This window comes from Natronobacillus azotifigens, assembly GCF_026805325.1.
GTDB classification, from domain to species: Bacteria; Bacillota; Bacilli; order Bacillales; family Amphibacillaceae; genus Natronobacillus; species Natronobacillus azotifigens.
This window is the reverse complement of record NZ_JAPRAT010000001.1, coordinates 145,559-162,648: the sequence shown is the minus strand read 5'-3', so window position 1 is coordinate 162,648 and position 17,090 is coordinate 145,559. Positions and strand designations below refer to the sequence as shown.

The 17,090-nt window shown below is 35.4% G+C and carries 13 protein-coding genes; 8 read left to right on the top strand and 5 right to left on the bottom strand.

What is annotated here, in order from left to right; translation table 11 throughout:
- Positions 1-247 precede the first annotated feature (247 nt).
- Positions 248-1,930, bottom strand: coding sequence for a methyl-accepting chemotaxis protein (locus tag OWO01_RS00650; protein WP_268778482.1), 1,683 nt, complete (start codon positions 1,928-1,930; stop codon positions 248-250).
- Positions 1,931-2,325: 395 nt separating this feature from the next.
- Here OWO01_RS00650 and OWO01_RS00645 point away from each other — a divergent pair, with 395 nt between their 5' ends.
- Both OWO01_RS00645 and OWO01_RS00640 read left to right on the top strand, forming a co-directional pair.
- Positions 2,326-2,805, top strand: a complete 480-nt coding sequence (locus OWO01_RS00645) for a PH domain-containing protein (RefSeq protein WP_268778481.1) — start codon at positions 2,326-2,328, stop codon at positions 2,803-2,805.
- Entirely contained in the window at positions 2,798-4,315 is a 1,518-nt protein-coding gene (locus OWO01_RS00640; protein ID WP_268778480.1) for a PH domain-containing protein, read from the top strand. The genes OWO01_RS00645 and OWO01_RS00640 overlap by 8 nt, the downstream gene beginning before the upstream one ends.
- 124 nt (positions 4,316-4,439) lie before the next feature.
- On the opposite strand, the gene OWO01_RS00635 is transcribed toward OWO01_RS00640, so the two are convergent.
- Positions 4,440-5,654 carry an EAL domain-containing protein gene (locus tag OWO01_RS00635; protein ID WP_268778479.1) on the bottom strand — a complete coding sequence of 405 codons (1,215 nt, stop codon included), beginning with the start codon at positions 5,652-5,654 and terminating at the stop codon, positions 4,440-4,442.
- 459 nt (positions 5,655-6,113) lie between these two features.
- Here OWO01_RS00635 and OWO01_RS00630 point away from each other — a divergent pair, with 459 nt between their 5' ends.
- Both OWO01_RS00630 and OWO01_RS00625 read left to right on the top strand, forming a co-directional pair.
- Positions 6,114-8,573, top strand: coding sequence for a sensor domain-containing protein (locus tag OWO01_RS00630; RefSeq protein WP_268778478.1), 2,460 nt, complete (start codon positions 6,114-6,116; stop codon positions 8,571-8,573).
- 99 nt (positions 8,574-8,672) lie between these two features.
- Positions 8,673-8,846, top strand: a complete 174-nt coding sequence (locus tag OWO01_RS00625) for a hypothetical protein (protein ID WP_268778477.1) — start codon at positions 8,673-8,675, stop codon at positions 8,844-8,846.
- A gap of 91 nt (positions 8,847-8,937) precedes the next feature.
- Here the strand turns inward: OWO01_RS00625 and OWO01_RS00620 are convergent, their stop codons facing one another.
- Both OWO01_RS00620 and OWO01_RS00615 read right to left on the bottom strand, forming a co-directional pair.
- The gene (locus OWO01_RS00620; RefSeq protein ID WP_268778476.1) at positions 8,938-10,359 is read right to left on the bottom strand and encodes a 6-phospho-beta-glucosidase; all 1,422 of its coding nucleotides are present in this window, start codon (positions 10,357-10,359) and stop codon (positions 8,938-8,940) included.
- A 340-nt stretch (positions 10,360-10,699) separates the two neighbouring features.
- Positions 10,700-11,002 carry a PTS lactose/cellobiose transporter subunit IIA gene (locus OWO01_RS00615; protein ID WP_268778475.1) on the bottom strand — a complete coding sequence of 101 codons (303 nt, stop codon included), beginning with the start codon at positions 11,000-11,002 and terminating at the stop codon, positions 10,700-10,702.
- Between the two features lie 290 nt (positions 11,003-11,292).
- Here OWO01_RS00615 and guaC point away from each other — a divergent pair, with 290 nt between their 5' ends.
- Entirely contained in the window at positions 11,293-12,276 is a 984-nt protein-coding gene (gene guaC, locus OWO01_RS00610; protein WP_336283686.1) for a GMP reductase, read from the top strand.
- A 338-nt stretch (positions 12,277-12,614) separates the two neighbouring features.
- On the opposite strand, the gene OWO01_RS00605 is transcribed toward guaC, so the two are convergent.
- Positions 12,615-12,788, bottom strand: coding sequence for a hypothetical protein (locus tag OWO01_RS00605; protein ID WP_268778473.1), 174 nt, complete (start codon positions 12,786-12,788; stop codon positions 12,615-12,617).
- A gap of 237 nt (positions 12,789-13,025) precedes the next feature.
- On the opposite strand from OWO01_RS00605, the gene OWO01_RS00600 reads away from it, so the two are divergent.
- The 3 genes from OWO01_RS00600 to OWO01_RS00590 all read left to right on the top strand — a co-directional run bounded on the left by OWO01_RS00600 (position 13,026) and on the right by OWO01_RS00590 (position 17,067).
- Positions 13,026-14,522, top strand: a complete 1,497-nt coding sequence (locus OWO01_RS00600) for a spore germination protein (RefSeq protein WP_268778472.1) — start codon at positions 13,026-13,028, stop codon at positions 14,520-14,522.
- A gap of 5 nt (positions 14,523-14,527) precedes the next feature.
- A complete protein-coding gene (locus OWO01_RS00595) occupies positions 14,528-15,691 on the top strand; it encodes a Ger(x)C family spore germination protein (protein WP_268778471.1) in 1,164 nt (387 codons plus the stop codon).
- Between the two features lie 251 nt (positions 15,692-15,942).
- Positions 15,943-17,067 carry a GerAB/ArcD/ProY family transporter gene (locus tag OWO01_RS00590; RefSeq protein WP_268778470.1) on the top strand — a complete coding sequence of 375 codons (1,125 nt, stop codon included), beginning with the start codon at positions 15,943-15,945 and terminating at the stop codon, positions 17,065-17,067.
- Positions 17,068-17,090: the final 23 nt, after the last annotated feature.

The following is a 17,090-nucleotide window of genomic DNA, read 5'->3' as shown; positions in this document are numbered from 1 at the left end:
CCCGCTGTTAACACGGAGAACTTGTACATAAAATAAAGTGAAACTTCAATCAGTGAGAGGTTTTAGTTGTGCCCCACTAATTGTTAGCCCTAAAGGATGACCTAAAGGCCCTTGAACCATTCGGGGTAGAAACTATATTGTAGGGGGCTGATGGTAACAAGTGAACACTTGTCCAGTCAAGCTATATATACACACTTTCTCATACTTTAAAAAAAGCTATTCGCATATAAACGAATAGCTTTTTTTGTTAAATTGTAAAACGTCCAACTTCTTCTTCTAATTGTGTAGCTAGTTTAGATAATTGTTCCGCTGTATTGGATACTTCCTCCATCGAACTAACGGATTGCTCGGATGAAGCAGCAGTTTGTTCAACCCCTGCAGCCGACTCTTCCGATAAGGAAGCAACTTCCTCAATCGCAGCATGCATACTATCACTTGATGCTACAATATTATCTAAATCTGTAGAAATTTGTTTCAAACGAGTTGCCATACTTGTATAGGACGTATTCATTTGCTCAAAAATTTCGCCAGTCTGATTTACTTGACGTGTTCCCTGGTCAACTTTTTGATAGCCTTGTTCTAGAGCAGAAGCTACCGTATTTGAACCAGACTGGATGCGACCAGCGATCGTTGTAATCTCGTTAATAGAAGTAGATACTTGCTCAGCTAGTTTACGAACTTCATCAGCTACAACAGCAAAACCTTTTCCATGCTCACCTGCTCGCGCTGCTTCAATTGCAGCATTTAAAGCAAGAAGATTGGTTTGATCAGCGATATCTCTAATGACGTCAACTAATTTTGTGATCTCTTTTGTCTCTAAATCAAGATCTCTTACTTTTGCCACTGCATCTTTTACAATATCATAAACACCTTTAATTTCATCTACTGATTTCGTCATCGATACTTTTCCACGATCTGTTAATTCTAAAACAACGCCTGCATCCTTCGCTGTCTCATTACTCGCATCATTTGCATTACGAATGCTCGAAACGAATTTTTCCATTAATTCATTTAACATCGATGCATTATCTGCTTGTGATTCTGCTCCATCGGACAACTCTTCCATTGTCGTTGAAATTTGACGACTACCTTCACGAACTTCACTCGCTGATTGACTTAATTCATCACTCTGAGTAGCAACTCGTCCAGTCGCGGCTTTAATCTCCACCAGTACCGACTTTACGTTTTCCCTCATTTTATTCGTAGCATCCACAAGCATACCGATTTCATCTTTTCGCTTGGTTTTTAACAACTCTCCTGTTAAATCTCCATCTGCTACTTGATCCATTTGTTTCGCCACTCGTTTCAATGGTGTACCTATGTATCGACCCATTAATGTACCAAAAATAACTGCGCCTATCGCTGAAACAACAACAACGACAGAAACTAAAATGCGATTGCTTTCAAAAACTCGATGGTTGTTTTCGTAAAGCCTATCCATTTCATCTTCATTATACTGCATCAATTCAACTAAATATTGACTTGCTGGCTCATAAAACATACGAACTGTACCAGCTTCTTCTTGCGCGGAATCAAAATTATCATTTTCCATTAATGTAATATGATTTAACACTACTCGCTCAAACCTTATCCAATTTGCTCGAAAGCTTGAGTATATACCGTCCTCTTCCGAAGAGGAGATAGCGCTTTCATAATTGTCCATATATTCGGCAATTTGTTCAAAGTTCGCTAATACTCGTTCTGTGAATTCCAGATCTTCATTTACTACAGCTGATAACATGTTTACTTGTGAGTTTTCTGCTAAACGCACAACCTGGTTTAGATCACTCAATGGTTGAACACGTTCTTCATACATTTCACGAGTACTATCGTTTGTAACATTTAGTGCATATAAAGCAATAGTACCTAATACGACTAACAACGCTACCATTGAAAGTGCTAATGAAATTAACTTACCTGTAATTTTCATTCTCTCTGCCCTCTTTCACTTCTGTTTTTCTCTCACTTATAATATCGACCTATCGACATAAATTATCAAGAAGAAATGCGAAAATCTATCAAACTTTTTACCTATATACAATTTTTCAACTTTATCCCGGAGCAACCGTCCGTAAGACTCCCACTTCAAAACAACGAGAATAACAAGTTGTTTAAGTGGGAGTAACGGACGCTAGCACCCCGAATGGTTCAGCTAACAATCAGTGGGGAATACCTAAAAACCCACTGATTGAAGTTTCACTTTATAGAATGATATAGTTAAAGAAATGTTCATTTATCCTATTCATCCAAAAATAACCTATTTTTTTTTGTAAAGTTGCGATATAATAGACAAGGTCAAAAAAATTATAGAAAGGAAGATTCTAGTTGAGAGAAGTACCAGAACAACGCATTGCAAAAACAGCCATTAAAGTATGGAAAATCCAAGCAATTATTTTATCTTTTTTTCCCTTTATTGCTACTATTGCGCTATTCATTCTTGCCAATATGTATGATTTTTCTTATTGGTACGCCATTGGACTTTTAGTTTTTACCGTCATTGAAGTGATCTTATCTGTCTTTATCATTCCATATGTTCGTTGGAGACGTTGGCGTTACCAAGTATACGATCAAGAGGTTTATATTCAACACGGTATTATCATTGTAAAACGAACCCTTGTTCCAATGATTCGTGTTCAACACGTAGACACAAAGCAAGGTCCTATTTTAAAGCGTTTCAAATTGGCGAGTCTAGCAATATCAACCGCCGCAACGACACATGAAATTCCTGCATTGCGTGAACAAGAGGCAGATCTTTTACGAGATCAAATTTCTATACTAGCAAGGGTGGAACAAGAAGATGTCTGAGCCAAAACGATTACACTTTTTAGCGATACTTTTTCAAACATTATCATCGATAAAAGATTGGTTTTTAGGTCTCTTCCCATTGATTTTCTTGTTCGGACGAGGAAACTTTCTACTTTATTCACTTATCGGTTTTTCTATCTTAGCAGTTATCATGATTGGATATAGTATGATTGGGTGGTATCGTTTTACATATCAATTAGATGATGATCAAATTAGAATTGAACGAGGTATTTTCATTCGAAAAAAACGAACCATTTCTAAACATCGAATTCAATCAATCAATTTATCCCAAAATATCATCCATCGTATCTTTGGACTGACCAGTGTCCAAATAGAAACTGCTGGAAGTGATGCTGACGTTGATGCTAAACTTACTGCAGTTACAATGAGTGATGGGATAGAACTTCGTAAACACTTAAAACCAAGCAAACAACAAGCAATGTTAAATGTAGAAACAGAAGATACAGAAAATGCGTTTGCATCTGACCAGGAAGATACAGTAACAAGTCAAATTGCTGAAAAAACAGACAATCAATATGATTATGATTATGTTTTAGAAAATAATTACCCAAAGTACGAAACACCTTTCAAGCGACTGTTTCTTTATGGTTCTACCTCCGGTGGGTTCAGCGCTATTATGGGGATTTTCTTTCTTATTATTTTTGAGGTTGAAAACCTTATTCCAGAAGCTCTTTATGAATCAACCACTGCTTGGCTATACGCGCAAGCTATTTGGGCTCTAATTGCACTATTCGTAGTTTTTCTAGTTATTGTATGGATACTCGGCGTTTTCGGTATGGTAATTAAATACGGAGACTTTACTATTGTTCGTTATGATGAAGAATTATATATTACACGTGGCTTATGGGAGAAAAAACAATTGACCATTCCATTAAAGCGAATCCAAGCAGTAGGAATAAAGCAAAATTTAATCCGACAACCTTTAGGGTTTGCGAGTTTGTACGTCGAAAGTGCTGGTGGAGAAATCAATAAAACAGAAGGTACTCGTACAATCATCTTGCCATTACTTCACAAACGAGAAATACAAGCTTTTCTAGAGAAAATGTTACCTGAATACCAATTAGATTGGGAACAATTAATTCCTGCACCTAAGCGGGCGATTCCTTATTATTTAATAAAATCAAGTATCGTTCCTTTTCTAGCTATGATACCAACGGCAGTTTTCGCATTAAATTGGCTGTGGATCCCAAAGGCATTTTTCGTCCTTGCCTTAATCATTGGTTGGATAGATTATCGAACAGCAGGATCCTGTATTACAAAAGAACAAGTAACACTACAAAATTGGCTTTTTAGCAAGGAAACGGTAATTTTAAAACATCGACGTATCCAAGCGCTTGAGAAGAAGCAGCATTTTCTACACCGGAGGCATCGTTTAGCTACTATTAAGGCATCCATTCTAAATAATTTTATGGGTCAACATTATATTGTTCATGCACTTGATCAAGAGCAGGTTGATCAAATCGGTGACTGGTATTCTTACCGAAAATAGGACGAAACTCAGCTTCTTCTATAAGAATGCTGTTACCCTTTCTGGCAAATGAAATGACAGATGACCTTGAATGATCATCTGTCATTTCATTACTTAGAAAGTGAATCTTTTCCATCTATCCCTATCAAATGAGTAAACAATCTTTGTTATATAAAAAAGAATAACTCATGTCAATAAATATAAAATAGTTATCAGCTAATGGAAAACTAAATGTTCGTATTAATTCTCTCGTCTCAATGTCTGAATATAAATCAGATAACATGGCTCGGTTCCACAACTTCATTTGCATCAAATTTGCTAAAAAGTATGGACGAAACGCCCAGTTTGCCCCTTCCTGATCTTTTTCCTTCATCCAAAAGTTACTTTCTTTTCGAAAATTAGCTGAAACCTGTTTCCCATCTCCATTACAAACGTAGATCCGAAAGCTCTCGTGATCAAAATGTTTCGTAACTTCTTCTAAAAATACATTAACAAACTCCGGGCCAGTCCAACTAATCAGTAACTTCTTTATTCTATCCTCCCAGTTAACCATCCAAGCCAAACGTTCTTCGATTAATTTTTTTTGACGCTTAATATATTCTGTAGCTTTTTTTTCCAGATTGACTTCAAGATCGTTGGTCGTGATACATTCGTGTGAAGGTCTGGCAAGATAATATCCTTGATAGTACCGCCCACCATGTTTCCATGCGAAATATTGCAAGAAATCATCTTCCACATTTTCAAACAACAAAGCTGCGCCAATCCGATCTGCTAGCATTTCAAAAGAGTACATAATGTCTTCATACCCTTCCGTCTCATAACTTCCAATAATTCTGGTATTCATTTTTAATATATGAGGCTCTAATTGACGAATTCGGTCTAAATTGGCAGTCTTCTTCCCTAATTGATCAATGGCGATTTGAATGCCACAATTTTTATAATACAAGAGAAGGTGATATATATCATCAAAGTACTCTTCAATATCGTCTTCCTTAATTTCTAACACAATTCGATTCATTGAAAAATTCTCTTTCTCAAATTGACGTGATAACTCCAATAAGGGTTCTCCGTCTCGTATCATAAGTTCTTCAACTGTTCGATTTATTGTCAAAAAAAACTGACCACCATTTAAAATTGATGTTTGAATAGCTTGTTTTAATATGTATTGATCAATTTCAAGTTTAAACTCTCCAGGAACTTCATCATCCAGAAAAAAGTTTGCTAAACTTTTTTTGACACCATTTTCTTCTATTGCAGCAAAAATTTCATAGCCTGCTATTTCGTGTGTCACCGCACTAACAATTGGCTGATAAAGTGGTTTTAGTTGCTCTTTTTTTTCTATGATATCCAATGATTTCATCTCAAAGATCCCTCCACTCTTTCACATTATATCATAATTTATAGGGAAAAATAATTTAACTCATTAATTTTCTGAAAATTCTAACTTAACATTTTTATTCTATACTTCATTATCTTAATCAACGAAATCTAACTCATTTGTATTGAAGTTTCTTCAGAAAATAATAGATTATCAGTTTTGTAGTATACCAATCATATACTAGAACTGCTCATCTGTAGTAATTAATTGATCTCATACAAAGTACTACTTATTAATACAACTTAAATGAAGGCTTCTTTACCACTATGCAATAGTATTCAAGATTTTTCTTCCTGATAATTTAAATGATAGCCCCTATCTCTTTCAATTTGCAATGCAATATACTCGTTTTCATTGTATACTAGAGATAACGATTATTTGATAAAATTCGACTTTATTTTACATTGTGTTTACGCGATTGTATTGAAAGGAAGTTTTGCGATGTCTTACTTTAATTCTAATGAAAAAAATGTGCTGCAATTTCCTAATCCTGAATTAAAACAATTATTTCAACATATGAATAATCCAATTGTCATTTATGAGTTAGATCAATCGGAGAAAAACGCCAAATTTATTCAAATAAATGAAGCTACTTGTAACATTACGGGTTATACAGAAGAACAATTAATTAATCTTTCACCAGCAACATTATTTGGAGATACAGAGAGTTTTTTTCAGTACCAAACAGAATTAGTAAAAGAGAAGAGATTAGTCACAGAAAATTTTATTCACACCACACAATCGAAGCTTCTACCTATTGAAATTAATGCTCAAATTATTGCTAATCGTAACAATAAATATATTATTCTTGCTTTTATTCGAGATGTTTCTAAGCGTAAGCATGTTGCAACGATGCTAGTAAAACGAACTAAACAATTCGAATCACTATTTTATTACAACCCTAACATTATTTTCACCCTCAACGCTACTGGTGAATTCGCAAGTATGAATCCTGCTGGCTTTGAACTTTTACAATACGAAAAAAACGAATTAATCGGTACTCACTATCAAATACTTGTTGATAAAGAAGATATCGCACATACGAATCAACAGTTTAAAAAGATTATTAGCGGATATTCCACCCAATTTGAACAAATTACGTGGAGTAAACTTGGTGACCGATACGAACTTCAAATTACCGCGGTGCCAATTATAATCGAAGAAGAAATAACCGGGGTAATTGGTATTGCACAGGATATTACTAGTGAAAACAGGACAAAGCAATTGCTAGAGGAGAGTCAACAACGATATAAATCATTATTTGATAATAATATTGATATGGTTGCTAGTTTTGATATGGAAGAAAATCTAACTGACGTGAATCAAGCTACTGAAGATATGACAGGATATAAGAAGAGTCAGTTGATTGGAAAGAAATTTTCACAATTATGTCCAGAAAATGAGCAGGATCGAGTAAAGTTATTACTTGAAAATGCTTCTGATGGTCAGCCAATGCGGTTTGAAACCTCGATCATGCATAAAGAAGGATCAATAATACACATCCATATTACTGTTATCCCGATTGTCATTGATGAGAAGATAATAGGAATGCATTGTATTATCAAAAATACAACGGAACATAAAAAATTAACCGATCAACTAAATTATATTGCCTATCATGATCATTTAACAGCATTACCTAATCAACGGTCCTTTGAGGTAGATTTCGATCAAGTAATTGCTCACGCAAGTAAAATGAAAGATAAATTCGCGATTATTTTTCTAGACCTTGATCGATTTAAAGTAATAAATGATTCATTAGGGCATTCCCAAGGAGATAGCTTACTTAAAAAAGTGGCTAAACGATTAAAAAGTGTACGAACAGAAAAAATCACTGTTTATCGATATGGCGGAGATGAATTTATCCTACTAATCCAAGAAACGAATCAACATGCTTTAAAACAATTTGCTGAGAAGTTGCTTAATCTATTGGTGACACCTTATCAGATGGATAAACTTGAAATTGTCAGTACTCCGAGTATGGGTATCAGCATATACCCAGATGACGGGGTGGATAAGTCTACATTAATTAAGAATGCAGATAATGCGATGTATCATGCTAAACGAATTGGTAAGAGTAATTTTCAATTCTATCAAGAACAGCTACCAAAGAAAGTTTATGGCGATACAGAATTAGAGACATTACTTCGAAAAGCCATTGAACGAGAGGAATTTTTCTTAGTGTATCAACCACAGATTAATGCAATCACTGGTCACATAGATGGTGTAGAAGCATTAATTCGATGGGAAAATAATATCTATGGTCTAATAGGTCCAAACGACTTTATTCCATTAGCAGAAGAAACCGGCTTAATCATACCGATTGGTGAATGGGTTCTACGTAACGCATGTAGCCAAGCAAAACAATGGCAAGTTGATGGCATGAAACCTTTTTCCGTTTCGGTGAATTTATCGATTAGACAGTTTTACCAAGATAACCTACCTACTGTCATTGAAGACATTTTAACCAAAACAGAACTAGATCCACAATATTTGGTTCTAGAAATTACAGAATCCATGGCCATGGATTCGACGATTGCATCTAACGTATTACAACAACTTAAAAATATTGGTGTAAAAATATCGATTGATGACTTCGGTACAGGGTACAGTTCACTAAACTATTTAAAAAAATTCCCCATCGATTACTTAAAAATTGATCAATCATTCGTGCAAGACTTGTCAACAGATAAAGATGATCGTGAAATTATTGAATCAATTATCATGTTAGGAAAGAAGTTAGGTATAGGATTAATAGCCGAGGGGGTTGAAACGGCTGATCATGTTGATTTTCTTAAGAATTTAGCTTGTAATGTCTTACAAGGGTATTATTATAGTAAACCGATCGCTGCAGAGCAAGTTCCTGGTTTTATCCAGGAATCAGCATTTAGTAATGATTAGAACACTTGACAAGTCGTATATAATAAAAAAGGTGAGTTTTAATATATACTGAACACTTTTATTTAGAAACTGCTTGATGCGATAGGAGGGAGTATAAGCATGATGAATATCGCCATTCTTATTGCAGGATTGACTTTTATTTTCACTGCATGTACCAGTTTAATTATGTATTTTAAAGGATATGGAAAGCGTTACGCAATAATTGGGGCTATTACTTTTTTGCTTATTTACCTTATATTTGGGATTTGGAATAATGCATCCCACGCCCTTTAACATCGGACCAATGGTCTAAAAAAAATCAAACGTCTAGCTTCTTTAGGAAACTAGACGTTCTGTCTTTAAAAATTCAGATCTTCTTTGTTTATTATAATTGTTCACCGTTTGTTTCAATTACTTTTTTATACCAATCAAACGATTTCTTTTTGTAACGTTTACCTGTTCCTTTACCTTCATTATCACGGTCAACATAAATAAATCCGTAACGTTTTTTCATCTCTCCTGTTCCAGCACTAACAAGGTCAATACATCCCCAAGAAGTATAACCAAGTAGGTCTACCCCATCATCGACAGCTTCTATCATCTCTTTAATATGTTCACGCATATATTCAATTCGATAGTTATCTTCGATCGTTTCATTTTCTAATTTATCTACTGCTCCAAGACCATTTTCTACAATGAACAATGGTTTTTGATAACGATCATATAGTTGATTCATTGTTACACGTAAACCAACAGGATCTATTTGCCAGCCCCACTCGGATGATTTTAAGTACGGATTTTTCAAAGTTTCCATTGCATTTCCTTGGCTAGAATTCTTATTTGTTTCTGGGTCAGCACTTGTTACCCTAGAAGAATAGTAAGAAAAAGAAATAAAATCAACTGGATATTGTTTCAGGATCTCTTTATCTCCTTCTTGCATTTCAATTACCACACCTAATTCTTTAAACATACGGTTTGAATAGGAAGGATATTCTCCTCGTGACTGTACGTCAATAAAGAAATATTGCTTCTGGTTTTCTTTGACTGATTTTAACAAATCATTCGGATGACATGTATGTGGATATATCTCACCAGCAGCCAACATACAACCAATCATGAAATGCTCCTCATTAATTTCTTTAGCTGCTTTCGTTGCTAAACTACTAGCCACTAATTGATGGTGTGCAGCTTGAAACTTCACTTGATCAATATTTTCGTTGTCATCGAAAATTAACCCACCTCCGAAGAAAGGAATGTGAAGTAACATGTTAATTTCATTAAACGTTAACCAATACTTAACCTTATTTTTATAGCGTTTAAGAACAACTTTTGCATAGCGTTCGTAAAATTCAATTAGTTTACGATTACGCCACCCCCCATATTCTTCTACCAAATATAACGGGGTATCAAAATGATTCAAGGTAACAAGCGGTTCCATACCATATTTTCTACACTCGTCAAAAAGTTCATCGTAAAAACGTAATCCAGCTTCATTTGGTTCCAATTCATCACCTTTTGGAAAAATCCGTGGCCATGAAATGGATGTACGAAACACTTTAAAACCCATCTCTGCAAAGAGTTTAATATCCTCTTTGTATGTATGATAAAAATCAATTGCCTCATGACTTGGATAATGGCTATACGTTGTACTCAATGCAACTTTTGGATGAAACAACGCTTCCCATCGTTCATTCCCTGCAGGCAATACATCGACTAATGCCATACCTTTTCCATCCTTTTTATAAGCACCTTCAGCTTGATTAGCTGCAATTGCTCCTCCCCATAGAAAATCTTTTTGTAACGGCATATTGAATCCTCCCTTTTATCTTTTCATTTCATCTTTATAATTAGTATAGTTAAGATTTTCCTTAATGAAAAGAGATTCAACTGATTTCCTTGTTACTATCAAGTGTGACATGTTACTCCAAAACGTTTCACAAAAAAACTATGTAAAATCAGTGCAAAAAACTAATGATCGTTACCATAAAGTGAAACTTCAATCGGTGGGGTTTTTTAGATATTCTCCGATTGATTGTTAGTTGAACCATTCGGGGTGCTATCGTCCGCTACTACCACTGAAACAACTTGGTATTCTCCTTGTTTTGAGGTGGAGTATTACGGACGGTTGCTCCGGGATAAATTGTTCCTCACTTCTCTTTATGCAAATAAATTATTTCCACTGCTAAGTCTTTAAGTGATGAGGCAGTCATAATGTGATCTTGTGCATGGATCATGAGTAATGTGATTTCTGATAGTTGACCATTTTCCTCCACTTCCATTAATTGGCTTTGTAGTTTATGCCCTTCATGTAACGATTGATTCGATTTTTTAATCCATTTATTTGCCTCTTCAAAATCCGCTGACTTTGCTGCTGTTATCGCACGCATCGCGTGATCTCTTGCGCTTCCCCCGCTAGCAATAATTCCATTGATTATTTCTTTTGTATTCAAATCAAGCACCCCTTTTTTATTAGCATGGTCTGAATAACACGAACTCATACGAAAGAAGAACAGATGAAAATTTTAACACGTACTGATTAACCTCCTTCTACTTCGCTCCCAATAATTCGACAACTAATATTTTTCTATTAAAAGTGAGTCTGCGAACAATATTTAAAGAAATAGATTATGTCCAAATAACATTCCTTTTGACATTCACAACAAAATACGGTATATTACCTAATGGTCGAACAATTAATATTAGTTTATAGAAAAATATTCGTCTTTAGAGGTGAAAAATGATGGAAAACGTATTTGATTATGAAGATATTCAGTTAATTCCCGCAAAATGCATTGTAAATAGCCGTTCTGAATGTGATACTTCTGTTGTTTTAGGAGGATATACCTTCAAAATACCAGTTGTGCCTGCTAATATGCAAACGATTATTGATGAGAAAGTTGCACTATATCTTGCTGAGAATAATTATTTCTATATTATGCACCGCTTCGAACCAGAAGCACGTATAACATTCACAAAAGATATGCAACATCGAGGGTTAATTGCTTCTATTAGCGTTGGAGTTAAACCGGAAGAGTATCTTTTCATTGATCAGTTGGTGGAAGAAAAACTCGTACCAGAATTTATTACTATTGATATTGCACATGGACACTCCAATGCAGTTATTAATATGATTCAATACATTAAAGAAAAATTACCGAAGAGCTTTGTCATTGCAGGTAATGTTGGTACACCAGAAGCAGTGCGTGAATTAGAACATGCAGGTGCAGATGCAACAAAAGTTGGAATCGGTCCTGGAAAAGTTTGTATAACAAAGATTAAAACAGGGTTTGGTACTGGGGGTTGGCAATTAGCAGCACTACGTTGGTGTGCGAAAGCCGCTAGCAAACCTTTGATTGCAGATGGAGGGATCCGCACACATGGTGATATCGCAAAATCTATTCGTTTTGGGGCTACCATGGTGATGATTGGATCACTTTTTGCTGGTCATGAAGAATCGCCTGGTGTGACTGTGGAACAAGACGGCAAACTTTACAAAGAATACTTCGGTTCTGCATCAGAGTACCAAAAAGGGGAAAAACGCAATGTCGAAGGAAAGAAGATGTTTGTAGAATACAAAGGGCACTTGCAAGATACCTTAACCGAAATGGAACAAGACTTACAATCGTCAATCTCCTATGCCGGTGGTAAGCATTTACAGGCCATTCGTAATGTTGATTATGTTGTTGTAAAAAACTCCATTTTCAATGGTGATCACGTTTATTAAATCTTTTTGGATATATTAAACCTAAGACGGAACCAAAGCTTATAGGAGCGTCTAAATATTTTAAAAGCAATGTCCTAAATTTGGGCATTGCTTTTTTACGTATAACTGCGAGGTGCGAACTTGCATATATAAATTCAAGAAGTATAAAGTGAACCATTTGGGGTACTGCATCCTTTATTGTCACTTAAACAACTTTAGTTTTTCTTGTGTTTTAAAGTGTGAGTCTTCCAAACGGTTGTTCCAGGATAAATGCATCCTATCGTTCTTCTACCCCTGTAAAAAATTGGCCCATAACAAACCTAAGAACAATCAATTGACTTGGTCTAAGCGAGCTGGAATTATAAATCAAAAATATTACTCGAGTGAGAAACTGCATCATCTAAATCACTCTTGGAAACGGTAAAAAGAAGAAGGGAACCGATCACAAATAAAATTGCTCCCACCACAAACATACCTGTGGCTGTATAAGTCATTTTCTGCTTATCTAAACTCGATAAAGTTGTTATCGACATATAAATCTCTCCTTTCCATTACAAAAATTCTACTATGATATTTATATGATCTGAGAGGATAAATTGACTGCACATTACATTAAAGAATTTTCCTTTCCCGAATAATCTCTCCTAATCTTCGTAATTTTCAAGCTTCTGCCTCCTGTTTGAATTTCTCATTTGGTTTTAATTGCATATTTTTTAAAAATGAGACTAACAATAGAAGAAATATCTTTTAATAAGATTGGATGTGTCAATGTGACAAAATCATTTCATTTAACAGAACGGGAGAAATGGTTCAATCAAAAATTTTATATATCAAAAGATATAATCTATCATCCATTTACTCTAGGCAACGATCTTGACTGTATGCTCATTTATATCCAAGGACTTGTGAATCAGGATCTGTTACAACAACATGTTCTTGAACCTTTATTAAATACTTGTACAAACGATACCTCCATCCATGAAGTATTAAAAAAAGTAACAATACAAAAACAAATTTCCGTTAGTGGCTATACGGTAATTGACCAATTGGAGAAAGCCTTGACCTCTATTCTTGAGGGGAATGTCCTGCTTCTTATAGACAATGAAGTACAAATGATAGCCTTTCCATTATCGGAATATAAGATTAGAGAGATTACAGAGTCCTCCACTGAAAATGTTATTAGAGGTCCAAAAGATTCTTTTGTGGAAGATCTACCAACCAATTTAACTATTTTAAGGAGAAAGGTTAGAAGTGAGAGGTTGACTATTGAAACGTTAAACTTCGGCACGCTAACGAACACGGAAACAGCTTTGGTCTATATTCGTGGATTATGCTCTGACAAACTTTTAAAAGAAGTAAAGCAACGCTTATCCCGGATAAACATAGATGCTGTGTTAGGGACTAGCCAGTTAGAGGCATACCTAGAGGATGATCCATACTCTCCATTTCCACAGATTGGAAACACGGAGAGGCCAGATGTGGTTGCAGGTGCGTTACTGGAGGGAAGAGTAGTTCTTTTTACTGACGGGTCACCTTTTCCCATCATGGCTCCTATGACATTCTTTATGATGTTACAGTCTCCGGAAGACTATTATCAAAGATTTATGCATTCAACTTTTACGAGATGGCTTCGTATTTTTTTCATGTGTATATCTTTAGTGCTTCCTTCATTTTATATTGCGGTCATTAATTTCCACCCAGAGATGCTTCCAGGTGATTTGATTATTACCATTGCAGCTTCACGCGAAGTCATTCCCTTTCCAGCAATAGTAGAAGCGCTAATTATGGAAATATCCTTTGAACTTCTAAGGGAAGCAGGATTAAGGATTCCGAAACCACTAGGACAAACCGTATCCATCCTAGGTGCGTTAATCATTGGGACAGCTGCGGTTCAAGCAGGAATTGTATCGGCACCTATGGTAATCATTGTTTCATTAACAGGAATTTCTTCCTTTATTATCCCTCATTTCGATTTAGCAACATCATTACGTTTATTGAGATTTCCCATGTTATTTTTATCGAGTATGGTAGGGATGTTTGGTTTGATGTCTGGTTTAATTATAATACTTTTTCATTTATGTTCATTAAGATCTTTTGGTACGCCATATCTACAGCCAGTCGCTCCAATCGTTTTTTCTGACTGGAAGGATACGCTTGTTCGTGCTCCTTTCCGGTCTATCCGAACAAGGGCTAAGCTGTTTGGGACCAAAAACCCAGTCAGAAATAGTAATCATAGTAGACCTACTAAGCCTAAGGAGAGTGATTAGGATTAATGAAATACAACTTTTATCTATTACTGTTTGTTGTATTGTTTTTTTTAACAGGCTGTTGGTCGAGCGTCGAAATTAATGATAATGCCTTCGTGACTGCTGTTTTTATCGATCAAGGAAAAGATGGAAATGTGGAGTTAACGTTAGGTTTTCCTTTACCTAGCAGAATGGTTCCTGGAAATTTGGGTGGGCAAGTAGAAGGAAACATCTATACCACGGTTACTCACGAAGCTGAAAATGTAGCGGCTGCATATCGAAAAATTCAATCTGACATCACAAGACATATCTCTTGGGGACACACTCGAATCATTGTATTCAGTGAGGAATTCGCAAAAAACGGTGTATATGAACCACTAGAATTTTTCTCAAGACAACCTGCTTTTCATTCGAAAAGTCTTGTATTGATAGCGCCAGGGAAAGCGATTGATATTACGAAGTTGACACCGGCATTTGAACGCTTTCCAGCAGAGGTACTTCATAAGTTCATTCAGCAAGAGGTGACTGTTAGAACAACTGTAGCAGATTTTCTAAGGGTTTATTATTACGGAGGTAACATGCTTGCACCAATGCTAACGGTGGGAGAAGAACCAATGTTAAGCGAGGAACAAAAAGTAAGGACCTGGGTAGGCACAGGTGGAGCTGCCTTATTTCGGAAAGGGAAAATGGTTGATGAATTATCCGAACAAGATATGAGAGGGGCTCTCTGGTTCGAAAGGATAACGAGGGAATCTGTGATTACCATCGACTCGTTTACAGATGGGAAACCGATCAGTATTATCGTATTGGATTCAGTCATTAAAAAGAACCCGATAATCAAGGAGAATAACCAATTAGGTTTCCAACTAGAGATTAAAGTAAAAGACGATTTGTTATCCGTCGACTCAGAAATAAACATTTCAGATCCTAGCACATTAACAAAGTTGGAAGTGGAAATTGCCAAGGCTCTTGAAGATAGAATACAAAGTGCTTTTCAGAAAACTCAAGAGATAGGAGCAGATGTGTTTAATTTAGGGGAATATTTTGAATGGTACCATCCTAATGAATGGAAAGAGTTAAAGGATGATTGGCCAGAACACTACAAGAATATAGAATTAGAAAGCAAGATCACCATAAAAATTAAGCGTCCAGGTGCTACCAAAAGACCTCTTTGGGAAGAAAATAGATAATGGGATGGTGAAGATATGATTGGCGTCCTTTTTTTAGGAATAAGTGTTTTTTGGCTTGAATGGATTTACTTAAAAAGAAAAAAAGAACAATATATTACTTATGTGAAGGTGTTCCCCCTATTATTTTTAGCTATTATCTACATTGGATGGGTTATTTCTTTGGAAAGTGATCATGTAACTTCTCCCCATTTTTATTTAGATATAGTATTTAACCCTCTACAAAATTTTCTAACATTGAAAGGATGGCGAGAATGAAAAAGGTAGAGCAAGTTACTCAACTACAGTTAATGATGTTTACAACTGTATATCTTTTTTCTACCACAATCGGTTTTTTAATTAACCCTATTATTGAAATAGGTAGCTACTCATCATGGGTTTCATTTATCTGTGGTGCTATTATAGCTCTAGTCTTTCTCTATATTGCTTCTTACGTCTGTGAAAAAATTCCAAACAATTCACTTTTAGAAAACGGAGATAAAATTGTATCAAAGTGGGTTCACAACTTTTTTTTGTTTTACATTGGTTTTTACTTTTTTCATTATTCAGCGCTTGTATCGAGATTATTCCAGGATTTTTTGGTCCAAACGTATTTACCTACTACACCAGATCGGGTAATTGCTATTTGTTTAAGTTTACTTGCTGTTGTTGCCACCTGGTCTGGCTTAGAACCTATTTTCAGGTTCGTCCAATTATTTTTCTTTTTCACGATAGCAGCAGCAGTTTCCATACCTATACTCATTGCTACTGATCTAGAATATGATATACTCATTGCATTTTTTAACCATATTCAAATGGCTCCAATCGCGAAAACAACGATGTTTACTGTTCCTTGGTTTACAGATTTAATCCTCATTTTACTGTTTTACCATTGGATTCGTGATTCAAAAAAAACGATAAAATCGATTAGTATTGGAATAGGGGTAAACATTATTTTAGTTTTACCTAACTTATTGGTAACTATTATCCTATTTAGACCGTATTATGCTAGTGATTTAACTTACCCTGTCTTAGAGGTGATACGCCAAATTAGTATTGGTAACTTTATTGAAAATCTCGATCCAATTTTGGTCTCCATTTGGTTTGTAGGCATTGTTGTTAAAATTAGCATAACGCTATATGGGGCTATTCTTGTTCTAGCAAAACTACTAAAAGTTCAAAATTATCGACTGTTAGTTCCTCCAATGGGTTTATTCATGTTTGGTTATAGTATGCAGTTGGATGGAAGCGCGACGGAGATCAATTACTTTATTACCGAAGCCTGGTCTGGCTTCGGATGGTCAGTAGCTTTCATTCCCCTTATCTACTTTATTGTACTAAAAATAAGGGGATTGGTTTCAAATAAACCTAAACATTCTACGAAATATAGAAAGAATTGAATCATTGAGCACAACGCTCGATA

Bases quoted from the DNA above. Each gene is read 5' to 3' on its own strand.
- OWO01_RS00630 (WP_268778478.1), top strand. From the start codon at position 6,114: ATGTCTTACTTTAATTCTAATGAAAAAAATGTGCTGCAATTTCCTAAT.
- OWO01_RS00640 (WP_268778480.1), top strand. From the start codon at position 2,798: ATGTCTGAGCCAAAACGATTACACTTTTTAGCGATACTTTTTCAAACA.
- OWO01_RS00595 (WP_268778471.1), top strand. From the start codon at position 14,528: ATGAAATACAACTTTTATCTATTACTGTTTGTTGTATTGTTTTTTTTA.
- OWO01_RS00650 (WP_268778482.1), bottom strand. From the start codon at position 1,930: ATGAAAATTACAGGTAAGTTAATTTCATTAGCACTTTCAATGGTAGCG.
- OWO01_RS00625 (WP_268778477.1), top strand. From the start codon at position 8,673: ATGATGAATATCGCCATTCTTATTGCAGGATTGACTTTTATTTTCACT.
- OWO01_RS00620 (WP_268778476.1), bottom strand. From the start codon at position 10,359: ATGCCGTTACAAAAAGATTTTCTATGGGGAGGAGCAATTGCAGCTAAT.
- OWO01_RS00635 (WP_268778479.1), bottom strand. From the start codon at position 5,654: ATGAAATCATTGGATATCATAGAAAAAAAAGAGCAACTAAAACCACTT.
- OWO01_RS00605 (WP_268778473.1), bottom strand. From the start codon at position 12,788: ATGTCGATAACAACTTTATCGAGTTTAGATAAGCAGAAAATGACTTAT.
- guaC (WP_336283686.1), top strand. From the start codon at position 11,293: ATGGAAAACGTATTTGATTATGAAGATATTCAGTTAATTCCCGCAAAA.
- OWO01_RS00590 (WP_268778470.1), top strand. From the start codon at position 15,943: ATGAAAAAGGTAGAGCAAGTTACTCAACTACAGTTAATGATGTTTACA.